Genomic DNA, 17,968 nt, shown 5'->3' with positions numbered 1-17,968 from the left:
AACCGCCCTGCCAATGGCTGGAACAGCCCTGAACGCGACGAGGCCGCCCCGGCAACACCGGGACGGCCTCGAAGCAAGTGCGGATCAGGAGCTGGCGACCGTCGACCGGTCCAGGTCCGGCTCCAGGTAGATCAGCCGAGCGTGCGGCACCTTGTTCCGCACCCGCTGCTCGGCGTCGTTGATCGCCTGAGCCACGTCGTCCAGCGACAGCCGGGGCTCCAGCGCGATCTTGGCGGCGACCAGGATCTCCTCCGGCCCGATGTACTGCGTCTTGATGTGGATGACCCGCTGCACCTTGCCCGCGGCCAGCTCGTCGCAGATCACGTCGAGGTCGGCGTCGGACGCGCCCTCACCGATCAGCAGCGACTTCATCTCGATGATCAGGATGATCGCGATGATGCCCAGCAGCACACCGATGCAGATGGTGCCGAGGGCGTCGAAGACCGGGTTGCCGGTGATCATGCTGAAGCCGACACCGAGCAGAGCCAGCACCAGACCGACCAGCGCGCCGAGGTCCTCCAGCAGCACGACCGGCAGCTCCGGCGTGCGGGAGTTGCGGATGAAGCCCCACCAGGAGGCGTCACCCTTGATCTTCTTCGACTCGCTGATCGCGGTCATGAAGCTGTAGGTCTCCAGGCCGATGGCGACCACGAGGATGCCGACCGCCACGAGCGGGCTGGTCAGGGCCTCGGGGTGCTGCAGCTTGTGGATGCCCTCGTACAGCGCGAACACCGAGCCGAGGCTGAACAGCAGCAACGCCACCACGAACGACCAGAAGTACCGGTCGCGGCCGTAGCCGAACGGATGCAGCCTGGTCGCCTTGCGCTGCGCGGTCTTCTGACCGAGCAGCAACAGCCCCTGGTTCGACGTGTCGGCGACCGAGTGCACCGACTCGGCCAGCATCGACGACGACCCGGTGATCAAGAACCCGATGAACTTGGCCACCGCGATACCGGCATTCGCCACCAACGCCGCAACGATGGCCTTGGTCCCGCCCCCTGCTGACACGCCTGTCTCCTCGCTGAAAACCAGTCCTGCCCAGAATCAGTCAGGTTTGTCCGGTCGTGAACCTTAGTCCGTTCCCGCTGTCGCGCGGAAAAGCTGGGCGGATTCAACACCATCCGGTCGGACGATCACCGCCGGGTCCGACGCGGGCAGCCACACGGACTGGCCGCGGGTCAGTCGCAGCTCGTCACCGCGGACGTTCGTCAGCACCGCCGCGCCCGAGGTGCAGATCAGGATCTGCGGGCCGTCGTGGTTGATCCTGGCCTCGCCGGTCAGGTCCAGCCGCGACAGTTCGAACTCCGGCGCGGGCGTGCGGTAGACGCGGACGCCGGGCGAGATCTCCTCGCCGGTCATCACGTCCATGTCGCCGCACCTGAAGTCCAGCACCCGCAACAGCTCCGGCACGTCGACGTGCTTGGGCGTGAGGCCGCAGCGCAGAACGTTGTCCGAGTTCGCCAGGATCTCGATGCCGGTGCCGCGCAGGTACGCGTGCAGGTTGCCGGCCGGCAGGTGGATGGCCTCGCCGGGCTGCAGCACGATGCGGTTCAGCAGCAACGCCGCGAGCACGCCCGCGTCGCCGGGGTAGGACTCGCCGAGCTCCAGGATCGTGCGGCATTCCAGGTCGAACTCGCCGTGCTCCTTCACGTGCAGCACGCACGCGTCGAGCACCTGCGGCAGCAGTGAGCTCAGGGACGTCTGCGGCAGCGTGATCAGCATCGTGAACAACGCCCGCAGGCCGGACGAGTCCGGCTGCGCGACCAGCATCTCGGTGTACGGCGCGAGCGCGGGCGCGTCGAGCGTGCGCAGCAGTGCCACCGTCCGCGACGGCTCGCGGAAGCCCGCGAGGGCGTGGAACTCGGTCAGGGCGCAGATCAGCTCCGGCTTCGCGGCCGGGTCCTTGTAGTTGCGCACCGCGGCGTCGCGCGGCACGCCGGCGGCCTCCTCGGCGGCGAAGCCCTCCGCCGCCTGCCTGGCGGACGGGTGAGCCTGAAGGCTCAGCGCCTCCTCGGCGGCGAGGACCTTGAGGAGGAACGGGAGCCTGCTGCCCCAGCGCTCGGCCAGGCGCGGGCCGAGCTGGCCGTCGGGGTCCACCGACAGCAGCTCCAGGAGCGAGCGCTCGACCCCGTCCGCGCCGACGACGCGGGACGGGTCGCCGGGATGGGCGCCCATCCACAGCTCTGCCTCGGGATGGGGTGCGGGCACCTCCTTCCCGAGCAGCTCGGCGATGGCCGTGCGCGATCCCCACGCGTACGGCCTGACCGCGTTGTGCAGCAGGTCCACTTCTCAGTCAGCTCCCAAATCAGTACGGGTTGCCGCCGAGCGTTCCGGCGGCGAGCCCGAGATAAAGCGCGGCCAGTTCGAAGCGGAGTGCGAGCAACGCGGCGCTGACCGCGTCGCCGCCGGCCACTTCGACGGCCGGTTCCAGCACGTCCGCTCCCGGCAGTGCGTCCTCGGCGGCGCGTCGCACAGCATCGGCCACCGGGCCCTGGCGCACGGCCAGCAGCAGCACGCGCAGCAGTCCGCCGACAGGCTCGTCGTCCGGGTCGGCGAAGAGATCGGCACCCGAGGTCCCCTGGACCGCGCGGCGGTGGAGCACCGGGCGGGTCAGCGCCTGCGGGTACGCGGCGACGTCGGAGGCGACGCCGGCGAACGCCGCCAGCACGCCCGCGCCGTGCACGCCCACCGACGTGGCGACCTCGTCGAGGCCCCACAGCAGCGGCGTGCGGTCGGCGACGCGCAACGCGAGCGACTTCGCCGGGTTCACGAACGACTCGTGCATCGGATGATCGCGCTCGGCCTCGCGGTCGAGCTCGTCCGCGATGAGGTCCACGTCGACCTTGAGCAGCCCCAGCGAGTTCAGCACCACGAGCCACGCGGCGAGCGCGCGGTGGAAGCTGAAGCCGGGCGGCACGTCGACGCGTGGCGCGAGCAGCACGGCCTGACCGGCTGCCGCAGCCGCGACCGGACCGGAGTCCGGCGCGGTCAGCAGAGTCCGCGCGCCACGGCGGCAAGCGCGGTCGATCGACTCGGCCAGCACCCGGTCGCCGGGGTCCTCGGTGTGCGCGAGCACCACGTCGAGCGCGCCGACCCACGGCGGCACCTCGTCGGACACCACGACGGGCACCGAGCAGCCGGGACCGAGCAACGCCATGACGACGTCGGCCACCGCGACCGCGTGGCCGGGCCGGGTGACCAGCACGACCGCGCGCGGGCGTTCGGAGAAGATCCGCTCCACCCCCGCCTCGGCCGCGGCCTCCGCGGTGGAACGGACCTGTGCTCCCGCCCGTGCGGCAGCGCGCAGCCAACCACCGGTGTCGGCGTCGGCGAGGCGGCCCGGGTCGTCGAGCAGCGTGTCGTCGAGCACCGGATCACCCAGCCGAGGACGGCTCGACCGCCTCGTCCAGCAGCAGTACCGGGATGCCGTCACGCACCGGGAACGAACGTCCGCACGCGGTGCACGTGAGGAAGTCCGCTTCCGGGTCGTCCGGCGTCCCGACCTGCAACGGCGCGTGCTCGGGGCACGGGCAGGCGAGAATTTCCAGCAACTGCTCTTCGAGCTTGACGGCCACGGTGTTCTCCTCAGGCCCGCACGATCGCGAGGACGTCGCCGCTCAGCGCGGCGACAGCCTCGGGAGTGGCGGCTTCGACGTTCAGGCGCAGCAGCGGCTCGGTGTTCGAGGCGCGGAGGTTGAACCACGACCCGTCCGGCAGCTGCACGGTGAGACCGTCCAGCTCGTCGATCGTGACGCCGTCCTTCGAGCCGTACGCCTCCTTGATGGCGGCGATGCGGCCGGCCTGGTCGGCGACGGTCGAGTTGATCTCACCGGACGCGGCGTAGCGGTTGTAGACCGCCGTCAGCTTCGACAGCGGACCCTCCTGCTCACCCAGCGCGGCCAGCACGTGCAGTGCGGCCAGCATGCCGGTGTCCGCGCGCCAGAAGTCGCGGAAGTAGTAGTGCGCGGAGTGCTCGCCGCCGAAGATGGCGCCGGTCTTGGCCATCTCCTCCTTGATGAACGAGTGGCCGACGCGCGTGCGCACGGGCTTGCCGCCGTGCTCCCGCACGATCTCCGGCACCGCGTGCGACGTGATCAGGTTGTGGATGATCGTGCCGCCGGGGTCCTTCGCGAGCTCGCGCACGGCCACCAGCGCGGTGATCGCGGACGGGCTGACCGGGTCGCCGTTCTCGTCGACGACGAAGCAGCGGTCCGCGTCACCGTCGAACGCGACACCGGCGTCGGCGCCCTCAGCCTTCGTGCGGGCCTGGAGATCGACGATGTTCTTGGGGTCGAGCGGGTTCGCCTCGTGGTTGGGGAAGCTGCCGTCGAGCTCGAAGTACATGGGGATGATCTCGATGGGCAGGCCCTCGAAGACCTGCGGCACCGTGTAACCGCCCATGCCGTTGCCCGCGTCCACGACGATCTTCAGTGGACGGATGTTCTTCAGGTCGACCAGCTCGTTGAGGTACGCCGCGTAGTCGGCGAGCATGTTGCGCTCCTCGAACGTGCCCGGCGTCACGCCCTCGGCGTCAGGCACCTGGTTCTCGGCGTCCTGGCGGATCTGCGCGAGACCGGTGTCCTGCCCCACCGGCGAGGCACCGGCACGGCACAGCTTGATGCCGTTGTACTGCGCAGGGTTGTGGCTGGCGGTGAACATGGCACCCGGCAGGTCGAGCTTGCCGGACGCGAAGTAGAGCATGTCGGTGCTGGCCAGCCCGATGCTGATCACGTTAACGCCCTGCGCCTGCGCACCCTCCGCGAACGCCCTGGAGAGCCCCGGCGACGAGTCACGCATGTCGTGACCGATCACAATGGCTGGTCCACCGACCAAGCGCGCGAAGGCGGCGCCGAAGTCGCGGACCACGCCGGCGTCCAGCTGCTCACCGACCACCCCGCGGATGTCGTACGCCTTGACGATGCCGGACAGGTCACGCACGCCGCACACTCCCAGGAAACTCGCTCTTGACGGCCACTGGTCAGGCAGCCTACCGGCGAGCGGATTAGTGATGCGTGTGGTCGTTCAGTCCTCGTGCGGATCGGGCAATACCCGCAGGTGACCACGCCTCTGCGTGCCCATCTGGGTGCCCAGCGGCACATCGGGCACCTTGGGGGTCACATCAGCCCGCCCAGCCTCACGCACGGCCTCGGCCAACGCCGTCAGGTCGTCCACACTCGGCTCGGGCGCCGCGAACTCACCCTGATGCCTCACGACCTCCCAGCCGCGCGGCGCCGTGAGCCGCAGGGCGTGCTCCTCGCACAGGTCGTAGCTGTGCGGTTCGGAGTACGTGGCGAGCGGTCCGACGACTGCGGTGGAGTCCGCATAGGCGTAGGTGAGCGTGGCGACAGCCGGGTTAGCACACCCGGTTCGCGAGCACCGTCTCACGCTCCGCACGATCGGGGACGATAGCGCGTCCACGCGAGGCTGTGTGTGAGGCACGCTGTGTTTGCTCGCCCGACGCAGCAACTAGGCTGCTCGGTTGTGGTGATGGCACGGGGTTCACGTCGACAGGACTCGCCTCGCCGGCGCAACCGCGACCGGCACGGCAGAGGGCTGCGCGGTCCGCTCTACCCAGCCACCCTCCCCGCCGCTCGTTCCAGGGCCGAGCGGTTCGACGCGCTGGTCATCGAGGCTTTGGAACCGATCGAGGCCCGCTGGCGCACCGAGCTCACGCAGCTCGACGTGGCCGTGGACGACGTGCCCGACGTCCAGGTCGAGGGCGAGGACGGCGTGGTGGAGGACGGCAACGTCCCGCTCGCCCGGCTGCTGCCCGCGGGTTCCGACCACCGTGCCCGAATCGTTCTCTACCGGCGTCCGCTGGAGGCACGCGCGAAGGACGGCGCGGATCTCGCCGACCTGGTGCACGACGTGCTCGTCGAGCAGGTGGCGAACTACCTGGGCCTCGACCCGGACGTGATCGACGAGGGCTGAGACCCCTCTCACACGCGGCGTCTGGTCGGGATCGCCGTCAGGAACGTGAACAACGCCGCGGCGGCCTGAGCCAGCAGCAGGAAGTCCCTCAGCGTCGTCGACATCTCCACCCGGACCTCGGCGGCGGACGACGGCAACGGCACCCCGACCAGGTGTCCCCAGGCCCTGATGACCGGTACCCGCTGCCCGTCCACGGTGACCGTCCACCCCGGCTCGTCCTCGGCCGCCAGCACCAGCACCCGTCCTTCCCCGCCGGCGGAGACCCGGACAGCCACCTCGGGCAGCGACACGTTGACCGGCGAGATCCCTGGAGCAGCCAGCTCTGCGGGCGGCTCCCCACCGGTCCGGGCCCGCCGGGCCAGATCCGGCGCCAGCAACACCCCGGTGTCCGCGGCCAGCCGCAGCCGCAGGACCGGCCGGCCGTCAGACGCGGGCGGCGCAACGGAAACCAGTTCCCCGGCCGCGCCCCGGACCCGCGCCGAGTCCTTCTCGGACGGCAGCACCAGGAACGAGACCCCGGAAGACGCCGCCTGGGCCAAAGCCACCTTGACCGCCGGATCGGCCCCGTCCAGCAAGGCGGAGTTCCACCGCCGCAACCGCGCGGGCGACGAAACGGTCGGCACGAGGTCGTCGTCCCCGAAGGCAGGCATCCGCCCGGCCACCTGACGAACCGGACCACCCAGTATCAGCACAGACCGCCCGGTCCGCTCCAGCTCGGCCGTCAACGACGACGACAGCCGAGTCCCACCGTCGGCCTTCAACGGCCCGGACCGCAGGTCCAGGAACCCGGCGACCCCGAGGCTGACCAACGTCACCACGCCGACGACGTAAACGGCACGCCGGACCCGAGCCTGCCCCGCAACCCCTGGGGCGACCCCGCGCTGGCACCCGGCCAGCACCACCCAGACGAGCCCCCAGGCCAGGATCACCAACGGCGTCCCCGGCCAGGCCTGCACAGCGGCAACAGCAGCCAACGCCCCGATGGCCAGCACGATCACGAACAACCCCGGCAACATCGCGGCGTTCGGCCGCAACACGGCAGCAGCGAACGCGGCGGCCGCGAACACCGAGCACACGATCAGGTTCGGCGGAGGTGACTCGAAAGCCGCGCCAAGGCCGTTCAAGACCATCTCGGGGTGCTGCAGCAACACCGCGGGCCAAGGCAACAACAACGCCATGGGCAACAGCACGATGGCGAACAACGCGGCGATCCGACGTGCTCCGCCCGACACCGCGATGAACCCGCCCAACGCCCCGACGATCGTGACGACGTGGCTCAACGGCGAGAAGGCCCCAAGAACGGCAACGCCAAGAGCCGTGCCTGAAGCCATGGGCAACCAGGCGTGCGTAGACGACGCGCGCAAGACCGCATACACGCCGGCGAACACCACGGGCGTCACGACGTGGACGACGACGACGTCCAGCCGTCCCTCAGCCACAGCAGTGGTCGCCACCGGCAGCAGCCCGTAGAAGGCAGCCACCACCGCGCGCACGGACCGGCGCACGCGCATGCCCCGTGACGCGATGTAGGCCGACAACGCCGCGAGCGGGATGTCGCCGAGCAACAACAACGCGACCGCGAACGAGGGCCCGCCCGGAATCAGCCCCAAGAAGGCTAAAGCGGCAGGAGCCGGAGCCGCGGTGCCACCGAACACCGGGTGCCACGACGCGAGATAGGTCGACCAGACCGAGCCCAGAGATCCGACCGGCAGCAGCCGGCCGCCGGCCAGCGAAAGCCCCAGGCGCGACCAGTTCGCCACCACCGCGACCGCCGAGAGTCCCAGCACCAGCAACACCGGAGGCGACAGCAACAGCGATCGCAGCATCCGGGTCTGGTCGACCTCGACGAAGACCATGTCCGGTCCACGTGGCCTGGGAGACGGACGCGGTCGCGGCGAAGGACGCAGCGCACCGGGCAGAGCCGCGTCGACCGGGACGACGACCGCGGGCCGGCGCAGTCCGGCTACGCGCGGACGGCCACGGGAGGCACCGGCGGGCAGCGCCGAGGGGCCCACCGGACGCGTGTCCACTTCGGACGGTTCGAGCCACGCCGAACCGGCGTCGGTCGCGGGCAGACGCCCCAGCGCGGCGTCGGCCTCGACGCGACGGCGGATCAGGAACACGGCACCGGCGCGCAGGGCGTTGCGGAACCGGGTCAGCCGTGAGGTGAACAGGCCGCGGACCACGGCGGAACCGCGGCGTGCGCGGCGGCCCTCGAACAGGCGGCCTCTGGTCAGGAGGTAACGGGCGGCGCCCACTTCGGCGTGGGCGTCGGCGAAACGCCGGAGAAACAGGAAACCCAAAGCCCGCAGCAAAGACAGCAGGACCAGACGCGGAAGTCCGATGAGGAACGAAATGGCCGAGGTGTTGACCAGGAACGTGCGCATGCCGTGTGCGCGGTCGACGCCGCGAAACAACGGCCCGGGACGCGCCATCGCCGCGTCCAAACGGCGTGCACCTCTGGTCGCGGCACGGGCGTGGCGCATCCGGGCCACGGGAACGCACAGCACCAGATGACCGGCGCGGTTCACGCGCCAGCCGAAGTCTAGGTCGTCGCGCAGCAGCGGCATCGCCTCGTCGTAGCCGCCGAGCGCCTGCCAGACCTCGCGGCGGATCAACGAGCCCGCCGACGAGACCGCGAGGACCTCGGTGCTCTGCTGGAACGATGCGGAGTGCTCCGCCGACGAGAGGCCCGTCTGTCGATGTCCTGAAGAATCCGTCGACAAACCGGCCTCGACGACCAGCCGAGAATCCACCCAATCGAGGCACAGCGGACCCAGCACGGCAGCCGACGGCGACACCTCGGCCGCGGTCAGCAACGCGAGCAGGCAGTCGGGTTCGGGCGCGCTGTCGTCGTGCAGCAGCCACAGCCATTTGCCGGGATCGCCCCACCGTTCGACGGCGTGCTCGACCGCGAGGCGCACGGCGGTGCCGAAGCCCGTGCCGCGCGGCACGGTCAGCACGCCGTCCAGCAGATCCTCCGCCTCCGCCAGGATCTTGCCCGTGCGGTCGGTTGATCCGGTGTCGACCGCGATCACGTGCCTCGGGCGAATTCGCTGACGCCGCAACGCGGACAGCGCCGTGCTGAGCCACTGGTCGCCGTCGTGGCAGACCAGGACGCACAGCACCGGCGCGGTCCGGAGCCTCGGGTGAGGACTTGTCACGTCCTCAAGTTAAGGCACAAAGATCACACTTCGAGCGCGCTGATCACCAACCTCCGCCGCGTGTTTCACCGGTCAGACGGGTGCATCGGGGTGCCGGCCCCACGCCCCCACATCGGACATGTGGGGGCGTCGGGCCGGTGCCGCGAGGCGCCCTGCTGAGCGGCGAAAGACGCGGTGGAGATTGTGGTCAGCGTGCTCTGACTAGACGGCTCGCTTCTTCAGCTTGCGGCGTTCCCTCTCAGAGAGACCGCCCCAGATGCCGAAGCGCTCGTCGTGCTGGAGCGCGTACTCAAGACACTCCGACCGGACCTCACAGCCCAGGCAGATGCGCTTCGCCTCCCTCGTCGAACCACCCTTTTCGGGGAAGAACGCCTCGGGATCCGTCTGCGCGCAGAGCGCACGTTCCTGCCAGTCTTGCTCGTCGGCGGGGTCGAACAGGTACGACAGCTCGCCCTGCACAACCGGCTGCGCGACGTGATCTTCTTCGAATTCCTGCATTTCGTCCGCCTCCTCGCCTTCCGCTCTCCCCGGTTGGCGGACGCCAGACGCCGTTCCCACAACGACGAATGACACCGATGTGATTACACCTGCGTCACAGCAGGGGGTCAAGTGGAGTCCACACGTCGGGGGATATTCGCGCAGATGGCCGCAAAAACCTTGACTGGCAGCACCGACAGTGATTCACGTGTCGCAAGGGGTCCCCGAACGGCCCACCACGCCAGCCGACACGCCACACTGGAGGGGTGAAGCGATCAGCGGTGCGACCCAGTCCACTGTTCCTCGGCCTGCTCGCGGCGACTGCCGCCGGTGGCGCCCTCACCCTGCTCGAGGGCGACGTCGCCATCATCACGGGCACCATCCTCTTCGTACTCGCCGGGTGGGCGGTGACGCTGTGCCTGCACGAGTTCGGGCACGCCGCCGTGGCCTACAAGGGCGGCGACTTCTCCGTGCGGGACAAGGGTTATCTGACCCTCGACATCCGCCGCTACACCGATCCGGTGCTGAGCATCGTGCTGCCGCTGGTGCTGCTCGCGTTCGGCGGCATCCCCCTTCCGGGTGGCGCTGTGTGGATCAACCACCACGCGCTGCGCTCGAAGAAGATCGAGTCGCTCGTTTCACTCGCAGGACCGGTCATGAACCTCGTGCTCGGCGTGCTCCTAGCCGGAATCGTCACGGTGTTTTCGCCACCGGCCGCGCTCGCCGGCGCAATTTCGTACCTGGCTTTGTTGCAGGTGATCGCCTTCGTGCTGAACATCCTGCCGATTCCCGGTTTGGACGGCTGGGGTGTTTTGGAACCGTTCATGTCGTACCAGGCGCAGCAGTTCGGCGCGAAGGCCCGGCCGTGGGCGCCGCTGATCCTGTTCGCGGTGCTGATCGCCTTCGCCGAGGTGAACCGGCTCTTCTTCGCGCTGGCCTCGTCGGTCTTCGAGCTGGTCGGCGGCGACACGAGCTCGGCGGGCTCCGGTGTCGTCGCGTTCATGTTCTGGCGCTACCTGTGAAGCAACCCACCGCGTTGTGGAAGCATGGCGCGGCGTGAAGGTCGTAGCACTGGTCGGCGGGGTCGGCGGCGCGAGGTTCCTGCAGGGCCTCAAACAACTCGGGGCTGACGTCACCGCGGTGGTGAACACCGGCGATGACGTGTGGATGCACGGGCTGCGCATCTGCCCCGACCTCGACACCTGCATGTACACGCTGGGCGGCGGGATCGACACGGAACGCGGCTGGGGCCGTGAGAACGAGTCGTGGACCGTCAAGGAGGAGCTCGCGGCGTACGGCGCCGAGCCGACGTGGTTCGGGCTCGGCGACCGCGACATCGCGACGCACCTGATCCGCACCAGGATGCTGCGCGCCGGCTATCCGCTGTCGGCCGTGACCGAGGCGCTGTGCGACCGCTGGCAGCCGGGCGTGCGGCTGCTGCCGATGTCCGACGACCGGGTGGAGACGCACGTCGTCGTCGAGCTGGACGGCGAGCAGCCGAAGGCGATCCACTTCCAGGAGTGGTGGGTCAAGCACCGGGCCGGCGTGCCCGCGCAGTCGTTCGCGTTCGTGGGTGCCGAGGCCGCCACCGCCGGGCCCGGCGTGCTGGACGCGATCGCCGAGGCCGACGCGGTGATCCTGGCCCCGTCCAACCCCGTGGTGAGCGTCGGCACGATCTTGAACGTGCCCGGTGTGCGTGACGCGCTGCGCAAGACCGAGGCGGGCGTGGTGGGCCTGTCGCCGATCATCGGCGGGAAACCGTTGCGGGGCATGGCCGACGCTTGTTTGGACGCGATCGGTGTCGAGACCTCGGCTGAAGCGGTCGGGCGGCACTACGGCTCCCGCAAGTGCTCTGAAAACGGCATCCTCGACGCGTGGTTGGTCCACACCGGCGACCGCGCCGACGTGCCGGGTGTCGCGGTCCGCGCTGTCCCGCTGCTGATGTCCGATGTGGACGCCACGGCGCAGATGGCCCGCGTCGCGCTGGAAATGGCCGGAGTCGACGTTGACTGACCACGGCGCCGCGGCGCTGGAGCTGCTGCCGGTGCCGGGTCTGCCGGAATTTCGCCCCGGCGACGACCTGGCCGGCGCGATCGCCGCGGCCGCGCCCTGGCTGCGCGACGGCGACGTGCTGGTCGTCACGTCCAAGATCGTGTCCAAAGTAGAGGGACGGCTCGTCCGCGTGCCGGCCGACCCGGAGGAACGGGACAGGATCCGGCGCGAGCACGTCGACGCGGAGTCGGTGCGGGTGCTCGCCCGCAAGATGCGCACGCTGATCACCGAGAACAAGCTCGGCATCGTCCAGGCCGCGTCCGGCGTCGACGCCTCGAACGTGGCCGGTGACGAGATCGCGCTGCTCCCCGTCGATCCGGACGGATCCGCGGCGGCGTTGCGTGGTGCGCTGAAGAGCCTGCTCGGCGTCGAGGTCGCGGTGGTGATCACCGACACGATGGGCCGCGCGTGGCGGATCGGCCAGACCGACGCCGCGATCGGCGCGGCAGGCATCCGCGTCCTGCACGACTACGCGGGCTCGGTGGACCAGCACGGCAACGAGCTCGCCGTGACGATGGTCGCGATCGCCGACGAGATCGCGGCCGCCGCAGACCTGGTGAAGGGCAAGCTCGGCGCGGTGCCGGTGGCGGTGCTGCGCGGGTTCGACGTGGTGGACGACGGCTCCACCGCCCGCGACCTGACCCGGCCGACCGAGGAGGACCTGTTCCGGCTCGGCACCGAGGAGGCGCTGGCCCAGGGCCGTGCCGAGGCCGTGCTGATGCGCCGGTCCGTGCGGTTCTACTCGGACGAGCCGGTGGATCTCGCCGTTCTGAAGCGTGCCGTCGGTGCCGCGCTGACCGCGCCGGCACCGCACCACACGAAGCCGCTGCGGTTCGTGCTGGTGCGGGAGAAGCGCGACGAGCTGCTGCGGGCGATGCGCGAGCAGTGGGAGACCGACCTGCGCGGCGACGGGTTCACGGAGGACCAGATCGCGCGTCGCGTGCGCCGGGGTGACCTGCTGGTGGAGGCGCCGGAGATCGTGGTGCCGTTCCTCGTCCGCGACGGCGCTCACGCGTATCCGGACGAACGCAGGTCCGCCGCCGAGAAGACGATGTTCACGGTCGCCGGTGGCGCCGCGGTGCAGGGCCTGCTGGTCGCGCTGGCGGCCGAAGGGCTCGGCTCGTGCTGGGTGTCGTCGACGATCTTCTGCGCGGACGTGGTGCGCACCGTGCTGGGTGTGCCGCAGGACTGGGAGCCGCTGGGGGCCGTGGCGGTCGGGCACCCGACCGAGCCGCTGACACCCCGCGAGCCGTTGGAAGGGCTGATCGAGCTGTGACATTGCACGCCGACGCGGTCTCGACCCTGAGCCGGTTCACCGGCCAGGACGCGTTGAAGGAGGCCTACCTGGGTTTCCTGGCGGCACGTGAGGACGCCTGCCGGCGCTCGTGCGAGCCGGGGCACATCACCGCCTCGGCGCTCGTGCTGGACGCCACGGCGGAGCACGCACTGCTGACGTTGCACCCGCGGGTGGGCCGGTGGCTGCAGCTCGGCGGCCACTGCGAGCCGGGCGACGCGACGCTGGCCGCGGCCGCGTTGCGCGAGGCCACCGAGGAGTCGGGCATGCGCGGGCTGCGAATCGAGCCCACGCCGATCCACCTCGACGTGCACCCGATCACGTGCTCGCTCGGGAAGCCCACGCGGCACTTCGACGTGCGGTTCCTGGTGCGGGCGCCGGTCGGCGCGCAGCCGGTGCGGTCCGCCGAGTCGGTGGACCTGCAGTGGTGGCCGCTGGACTCGTTGCCGGACAACGTGGACGACCTGCACCCGTTGATCGAGTCGGCGCTGGCCCGCCTTCGCTAGCGCTTGAGCGCCCGGTAGCGCTTGAGCAGGGCGGTGATCCGCGCGGGGTCGGCGGCGCCGTTCAGCTCGGCGAGCAGGTCGTCGGGGCACAGTTCGTAGTGGTCGCCCCACCACCGCCGCGTCTTGTTGTTCCAGATCCGGTACCCGCCGGGCACGCCGCGCGCCACGTACTGCCGCTTCGCCAACCAGCCCTCCCCCGGCGTCAGAACTTGCGGTAGTCGCGCGGCGAGAACCTCGGTGCTCGCCGCGGCCGCTGCATGCCCGCGGCCTCCAGGTAGCGGACGGCCCGGTGGCGCTGCGGCTTGTACGGCTCCAGCAGCTCCATCATGCCGTCGTCATCGGTCGGCGTGCCGGTCAACGCCCAGCCGACGTTCTTCGCGACGTGGTAGTCGCCGACGCTCACGGCGTCCGGGTCGCCCCATGACCGTTGCGCGACCTCGGCCGACGTCCACACGCCGATGCCGGGCACCTTCTCCAGCAGCTCGCGGCTGCGCATCTCGGCGGCCTTCTCCAGCCGGTGCGCGACCTGTGCGGCGTTGATCAGCGTGCGCCGCCGGGCACCGTCGAGGCCGCACTGGTGCCATTCCCAGTCCTGCAGAGCGAGCAGCCGGTGCGGCGTCGGCGGCACCTTCAGAGCGAGCGGTCCCGGCGCGGGCTCGCCGAACCTGCGGCCCAGCTCACGCCAGGTGCGGAACGCCTCCTTCCCGGTGACCTTCTGCTCCAGGATCGAGGCGAACAGCAGGTCCCAGACGCGGTTGGTCGCTCCGAGGCGCAGTCCGGGACGCTGCCTGCGCGCCTCGGCGACGATCGGGTGGTGCGCGACGAACTCGTCCAGCGGGTCGTCCGCGCCGAGCAGGGCGGGCAGGCCGTCCAGCAGCCACAGCCCGCCGTCGCCCCACGCTTCCGCCTCGACCGCGTCCGATGTGCGCCGGACGTGCAGAGTTCCCGGCCCGCACGGGGTGTTCGCCGCGAACCAGATGCCGCCCTCCGTCGAGAAGGACGGATCACCTGGTCCGCGGCGCAACGGTCCGAGCACCGCGCCCAGATCGAAGGGGAACGGTGGTGTCCAGGACCGACTAGGCATCCGTCGAGAAGCGCACGCCGGCTTCGGGCAGCACCACGCCCGGCCACACGCGCGCCCCGCCGATCAGCTCACACCGGGCGCCGATCACGGCAGAGTCGCCCACCACGGCGTCGCGCAGCACCGCGCCGGCCTGCACCAGGGCACCCGCGCCGACGATCGAGCGCTCCACCACCGCGTTCTCGCCGACGACAGCGCCGTCGAACAGGATCGCGCCGTCGAGCACCGCGCCGTCCGCCACCGTGCACCGAGCGCCGACGGTCGAGCCGCCGCGCACCGTGGCGCCCTCGTGCACCGCGGAGCCTTCGAGCACCAGGAAGTCACCCGGCTGTGCAACTGCGGCCGACGGTGCGACGCCGCGCACCAGGTCGGCCGAGCCCTGCACGAACGCCTCCGGCTTGCCGAGGTCGAGCCAGTACGTGGCGTCGACGTGGCCCTGCAGGCGGCGGCCGGCCTCCAGCAGACCGGGGAACGTCTCGCGCTCCACCGACACCGGGCGGCCTGCCGGGATGGCGTCGATCACCTCGCGGCGGAACACGTAGCAACCCGCGTTGATCTGGTCCGTCGGCGGGTTGTCGGTCTTCTCCAGGAACGCCTGCACGCGGCCCTCGTCGTCGGTCGGCACGCAGCCGAACGCGCGCGGGTCCGCGACCTTCACGAGGTGCAGCGTGACGTCCGCCTCGTGCTTGCGGTGCGTCTCCACGATCCCCGTCAGGTCGACACCCGACAGGATGTCGCCGTTGAAGACCATCACGTCGGGTTCGCGCAGCTTGTCCGCGACGTTGCGGATGGCGCCCGCCGTGTCGAGCGGTACCTCCTCGACCACGTACTCGAGCTCCAGCCCGAGCCTCGATCCGTCACCGAAGTACTCCTCGAACACCTCGGCCTTGTAGGAGGTGCCGAGCACCACGTGGGTGATCCCGGCCTCCTTGATCCGCGACAACAGGTGCGTGAGAAAGGGCACCCCCGCGGTCGGCAGCATGGGCTTGGGAGCGGACAGGGTCAGCGGGCGAAGACGGGTGCCCTTGCCCCCGACCAGCACCACAGCTTCGACGCCGTGCACCTTTTTCCTCCTCCGCGTTACAGCGAGCCGTTCGACGGAATACTCTGACACGAAGCAGATCGTCATACGGGATCTGGTCCCGGCAAGGAGCTAAATCCGACATGGACCCCCGCGACCGGGCCGACGCCATGCTCGCCCGCGCCCGCGCACGTGGGCGGAACATCGTGACGCCGGACAACATGACGTCCCCCATGGACGCGTCCGACACCCTCCAGATCCCTCGGACGCTGGTCAACGCCATGGACCCGCGCCAAGACCCGGACTCGACGATGATCCTGCAGCCTTCCCAGATGGGGCAGCAGCAGCGGCCGCCACAGCAGCACCAGCAGAGGCCCGGCCACCCGATGCCGACCCAGCCGATGCAGGTCGCGGATGACGCGGAGATCACTCAGGTCGTGCAGCCGGGCGTGATCCCGACGGTGTCCAACCACAAGCAGACGCGCAACTCGCTGTCCCAGCGCCTCAGCGGGAACATGTAGGGCTAGCGGCCTGCCCAGTCCCGCCAGACCCTCTGGCGGGTGACCTTCGAACGGGTGCCGATCACCAGTCGCTGGACCACGGTCACGGGCATCCTGATCAGCACCTCGCCGAGCACCCGCAGCCGCAGCCCGATCCGGAAGTTCGCGGCGTTCGGCACGTCCTTGCGCGCCGGCAGCAGCGCCGTGATCACCAGGAACCGCGCGAGCTCCCGCACCGCCACCGAAGCCGGGGCGCACCGCAGCAGCATCAGCAGCCGGTTGCGCTCGTTCCACCGGTGGAAGAGCGGCGACCCCGGCCGCGTGCTCGCGCCGTGCCGATGACGCACCCGCGCCGGTCCGACCGAGATCACCCGGTGCCCGGCCAGCCGCAACCGCCAGGCCGTGTCGGTGTCCTCGTAGTAGCAGAAGAAACCGGCCGGCACGCCACCCGCGGCGCGCAGCTCGGACGTCCGCAGCAGTGCCGCACCACCGCAGAACCCGAACACCTCGCGCCCGGCGAGCACGACGTCCTTGCCGTAGCCGTCCGAGGTCAACGCCACACCGACGGACTGCGTCGAGCCGTCCGTCAGCAGGATCGACGAGGTGGCGGCGGCCGCGTCCGGTTCGGCCTCCAGCGCGTTCTCCAGCTCGCTCAGCCACGACGGGTCCGGCACCGCGTCGTCGTTGAGCCACGCGACGTACGGGGTGTCGACCAGATCGAGCACGGCCGCCAGCCCACCGGCGTAACCGCGGTTGCGCGGGAGCCGCACGACCTCGTACCCGCTGATCAACTCGGCGGTGCCGTCGTCGGACGCGTTGTCGACCACGATCATCCTATGTGGACTCTTCTGGGCCGCGAGAGCGTCCAGGCACGCCGTGATGTGGTCACGGCCCCGCCACGTCACGACCACCACGGTGCTGAGTGCCGACACGGCGTGAGACGGTACGCGACGTGCCAGAGCTCGTAGTGCTGACCGAGCAACTCAACGCCCCCGTCCCCGGCGGCACCGGCCGCTACACGGCCGAGCTGCTGAAGGCCCTGAAGGAGACCGCGCCCGCGGGCTGGACCGTGACAACCGTGGCCACGGCGAACGCGGACCGCGTGATCAGGGTGCCGCGACGGGCGCTGGTGGCGTTGTGGGAACGGGGACTGCCGCCGAAGCTCGGCCCGCACGTGCACGCCCCCACGCCGCTCGCCCCGCTGCCGGGCGCGGTCGTGACCGTGCACGACGTGGTGCCGTGGACGCACCCGGAGACGCTGACACCGCGCGGCGTCGCGTGGCACCGCAAGGTCATCGAGAAGGCCGCACTGCAGGCGCGGGCGTTGGTCGTGCCGACGCAGGCCGTCGCTGGCCAACTGCGCGACCGCGTGCGCGTCGAGGTTCCGGTGCACGTGGTGCCCAACGGAGTCACCAGGCTCGAAGGCCCGAAACCCGACGACCTTCCCGAACGGTATGTGCTCGCCATCGGCACCATCGAGCCGCGCAAGGGCTTCGACCTGCTGGTGCGGGCGACCGAACGGCTGAAGGCCCGGCTGGTCGTGATCGGGCCGCAGGGCTGGGGCGGGGTTGATCTGCGCGCACCGCACGTGACGTTGCTGGGCAAGGTTTCCGACGAACGGCTGGCATCGGTGCTGGCCGGTGCGACCGTGCTCGCCGCGCCGAGCCTGGCCGAGGGTTTCGGGCTGCCGGTGCTGGAGGCGATGGCCGCGGGCGTCCCCGTCGTGCACTCCGACGACCCCGCTCTGGTGGAGGTCGCGGGCGGTGCGGGGACCGTCGTCCGGCGAGGAGACCTGACCTCGTTGACGGAAGGACTGCGGGCTGTCCTCATGGATCCGCATCACACCATCGAGGCCGGCGTCACCCGCGCGACTGAGTTCACCTGGGAAAAGACCGCACGGGGTGTCTGGGAGACACACACGTAACAACCGGATTGGTGCATT

Annotated in this window: 19 protein-coding genes; 7 read left to right on the top strand and 12 right to left on the bottom strand. The window is 70.5% G+C overall.

Annotated features, from left to right (window positions below; genetic code table 11):
• Positions 1–84: 84 nt before the first annotated feature.
• From C8D87_RS14280 to C8D87_RS14255, 6 genes are all read right to left on the bottom strand, one after another.
• Positions 85–1,008, bottom strand: coding sequence for a cation diffusion facilitator family transporter (locus tag C8D87_RS14280; protein ID WP_112226933.1), 924 nt, complete (start codon positions 1,006–1,008; stop codon positions 85–87).
• Between the two features lie 63 nt (positions 1,009–1,071).
• Positions 1,072–2,286 carry a mannose-6-phosphate isomerase, class I gene (manA, locus tag C8D87_RS14275; protein WP_112226932.1) on the bottom strand — a complete coding sequence of 405 codons (1,215 nt, stop codon included), beginning with the start codon at positions 2,284–2,286 and terminating at the stop codon, positions 1,072–1,074.
• 19 nt (positions 2,287–2,305) lie between these two features.
• Complete coding sequence (locus C8D87_RS14270) at positions 2,306–3,370, bottom strand: SIS domain-containing protein (protein ID WP_112226931.1); 1,065 nt, start codon at positions 3,368–3,370, stop codon at positions 2,306–2,308.
• 4 nt (positions 3,371–3,374) lie between these two features.
• Complete coding sequence (locus C8D87_RS14265) at positions 3,375–3,575, bottom strand: Trm112 family protein (protein WP_109639216.1); 201 nt, start codon at positions 3,573–3,575, stop codon at positions 3,375–3,377.
• Positions 3,576–3,585: 10 nt separating this feature from the next.
• Positions 3,586–4,938: a phosphomannomutase/phosphoglucomutase gene (locus C8D87_RS14260; RefSeq protein ID WP_112227087.1), complete on the bottom strand. Its 1,353-nt coding sequence runs from the start codon at positions 4,936–4,938 to the stop codon at positions 3,586–3,588.
• Positions 4,939–5,022: 84 nt separating this feature from the next.
• Entirely contained in the window at positions 5,023–5,394 is a 372-nt protein-coding gene (locus C8D87_RS14255) for a DUF3499 domain-containing protein (protein ID WP_109639358.1), read from the bottom strand.
• A 93-nt stretch (positions 5,395–5,487) separates the two neighbouring features.
• Between C8D87_RS14255 and C8D87_RS14250 the strand changes: the two genes are divergently transcribed.
• Positions 5,488–5,931, top strand: coding sequence for a metallopeptidase family protein (locus tag C8D87_RS14250; protein WP_109639215.1), 444 nt, complete (start codon positions 5,488–5,490; stop codon positions 5,929–5,931).
• 8 nt (positions 5,932–5,939) lie between these two features.
• Here the strand turns inward: C8D87_RS14250 and C8D87_RS14245 are convergent, their stop codons facing one another.
• Both C8D87_RS14245 and C8D87_RS14240 read right to left on the bottom strand, forming a co-directional pair.
• Positions 5,940–9,095, bottom strand: a complete 3,156-nt coding sequence (locus tag C8D87_RS14245; protein WP_112226930.1) for a glycosyltransferase family 2 protein — start codon at positions 9,093–9,095, stop codon at positions 5,940–5,942.
• A 201-nt stretch (positions 9,096–9,296) separates the two neighbouring features.
• Positions 9,297–9,593 carry a WhiB family transcriptional regulator gene (locus C8D87_RS14240; RefSeq protein ID WP_045315329.1) on the bottom strand — a complete coding sequence of 99 codons (297 nt, stop codon included), beginning with the start codon at positions 9,591–9,593 and terminating at the stop codon, positions 9,297–9,299.
• Between the two features lie 245 nt (positions 9,594–9,838).
• Between C8D87_RS14240 and C8D87_RS14235 the strand changes: the two genes are divergently transcribed.
• Genes C8D87_RS14235 through C8D87_RS14220 form a run of 4 tightly spaced genes read left to right on the top strand, consistent with a single transcriptional unit; the run spans position 9,839 to position 13,424 of the window.
• A complete protein-coding gene (locus tag C8D87_RS14235; RefSeq protein ID WP_109639213.1) occupies positions 9,839–10,594 on the top strand; it encodes a site-2 protease family protein in 756 nt (251 codons plus the stop codon).
• A gap of 34 nt (positions 10,595–10,628) precedes the next feature.
• A complete protein-coding gene (cofD, locus tag C8D87_RS14230) occupies positions 10,629–11,585 on the top strand; it encodes a 2-phospho-L-lactate transferase (protein WP_109639212.1) in 957 nt (318 codons plus the stop codon).
• The gene (locus tag C8D87_RS14225) at positions 11,578–12,900 is read left to right on the top strand and encodes a coenzyme F420-0:L-glutamate ligase (RefSeq protein ID WP_109639211.1); all 1,323 of its coding nucleotides are present in this window, start codon (positions 11,578–11,580) and stop codon (positions 12,898–12,900) included. Before cofD ends, C8D87_RS14225 begins: the two co-directional genes overlap by 8 nt.
• Positions 12,897–13,424 carry an NUDIX hydrolase gene (locus C8D87_RS14220; protein WP_112226929.1) on the top strand — a complete coding sequence of 176 codons (528 nt, stop codon included), beginning with the start codon at positions 12,897–12,899 and terminating at the stop codon, positions 13,422–13,424. Before C8D87_RS14225 ends, C8D87_RS14220 begins: the two co-directional genes overlap by 4 nt.
• Here C8D87_RS14220 and C8D87_RS14215 read toward each other — a convergent pair.
• From C8D87_RS14215 to manB, 3 genes are read right to left on the bottom strand one after another with little or no spacing between them, the layout of a single operon-like run.
• Positions 13,421–13,609 carry a hypothetical protein gene (locus C8D87_RS14215; RefSeq protein WP_170166417.1) on the bottom strand — a complete coding sequence of 63 codons (189 nt, stop codon included), beginning with the start codon at positions 13,607–13,609 and terminating at the stop codon, positions 13,421–13,423. The genes C8D87_RS14220 and C8D87_RS14215 overlap by 4 nt on opposite strands.
• Before the next feature lie 17 nt (positions 13,610–13,626).
• Positions 13,627–14,508 carry a DNA-3-methyladenine glycosylase family protein gene (locus tag C8D87_RS14210; RefSeq protein WP_112226928.1) on the bottom strand — a complete coding sequence of 294 codons (882 nt, stop codon included), beginning with the start codon at positions 14,506–14,508 and terminating at the stop codon, positions 13,627–13,629.
• Positions 14,501–15,568: a mannose-1-phosphate guanylyltransferase gene (gene manB / locus C8D87_RS14205; RefSeq protein ID WP_233442085.1), complete on the bottom strand. Its 1,068-nt coding sequence runs from the start codon at positions 15,566–15,568 to the stop codon at positions 14,501–14,503. The genes C8D87_RS14210 and manB overlap by 8 nt, the downstream gene beginning before the upstream one ends.
• Positions 15,569–15,669: 101 nt before the next feature.
• On the opposite strand from manB, the gene C8D87_RS14200 reads away from it, so the two are divergent.
• Positions 15,670–16,047 (top strand): hypothetical protein, encoded by a 378-nt coding sequence (locus C8D87_RS14200; protein WP_112226926.1) that lies wholly within the window; start codon positions 15,670–15,672, stop codon positions 16,045–16,047.
• A gap of 2 nt (positions 16,048–16,049) precedes the next feature.
• Here the strand turns inward: C8D87_RS14200 and C8D87_RS14195 are convergent, their stop codons facing one another.
• Positions 16,050–16,940 carry a glycosyltransferase family 2 protein gene (locus C8D87_RS14195; RefSeq protein WP_112227085.1) on the bottom strand — a complete coding sequence of 297 codons (891 nt, stop codon included), beginning with the start codon at positions 16,938–16,940 and terminating at the stop codon, positions 16,050–16,052.
• A gap of 38 nt (positions 16,941–16,978) precedes the next feature.
• Between C8D87_RS14195 and C8D87_RS14190 the strand changes: the two genes are divergently transcribed.
• Positions 16,979–17,950, top strand: coding sequence for a glycosyltransferase family 4 protein (locus tag C8D87_RS14190; RefSeq protein ID WP_112226925.1), 972 nt, complete (start codon positions 16,979–16,981; stop codon positions 17,948–17,950).
• Positions 17,951–17,968 lie beyond the last annotated feature (18 nt).

The organism is Lentzea atacamensis (assembly GCF_003269295.1).
Lineage (GTDB): Bacteria > Actinomycetota > Actinomycetes > Mycobacteriales > Pseudonocardiaceae > Lentzea > Lentzea atacamensis.
This window is presented reverse-complemented; position numbering and strand designations above follow the sequence as displayed.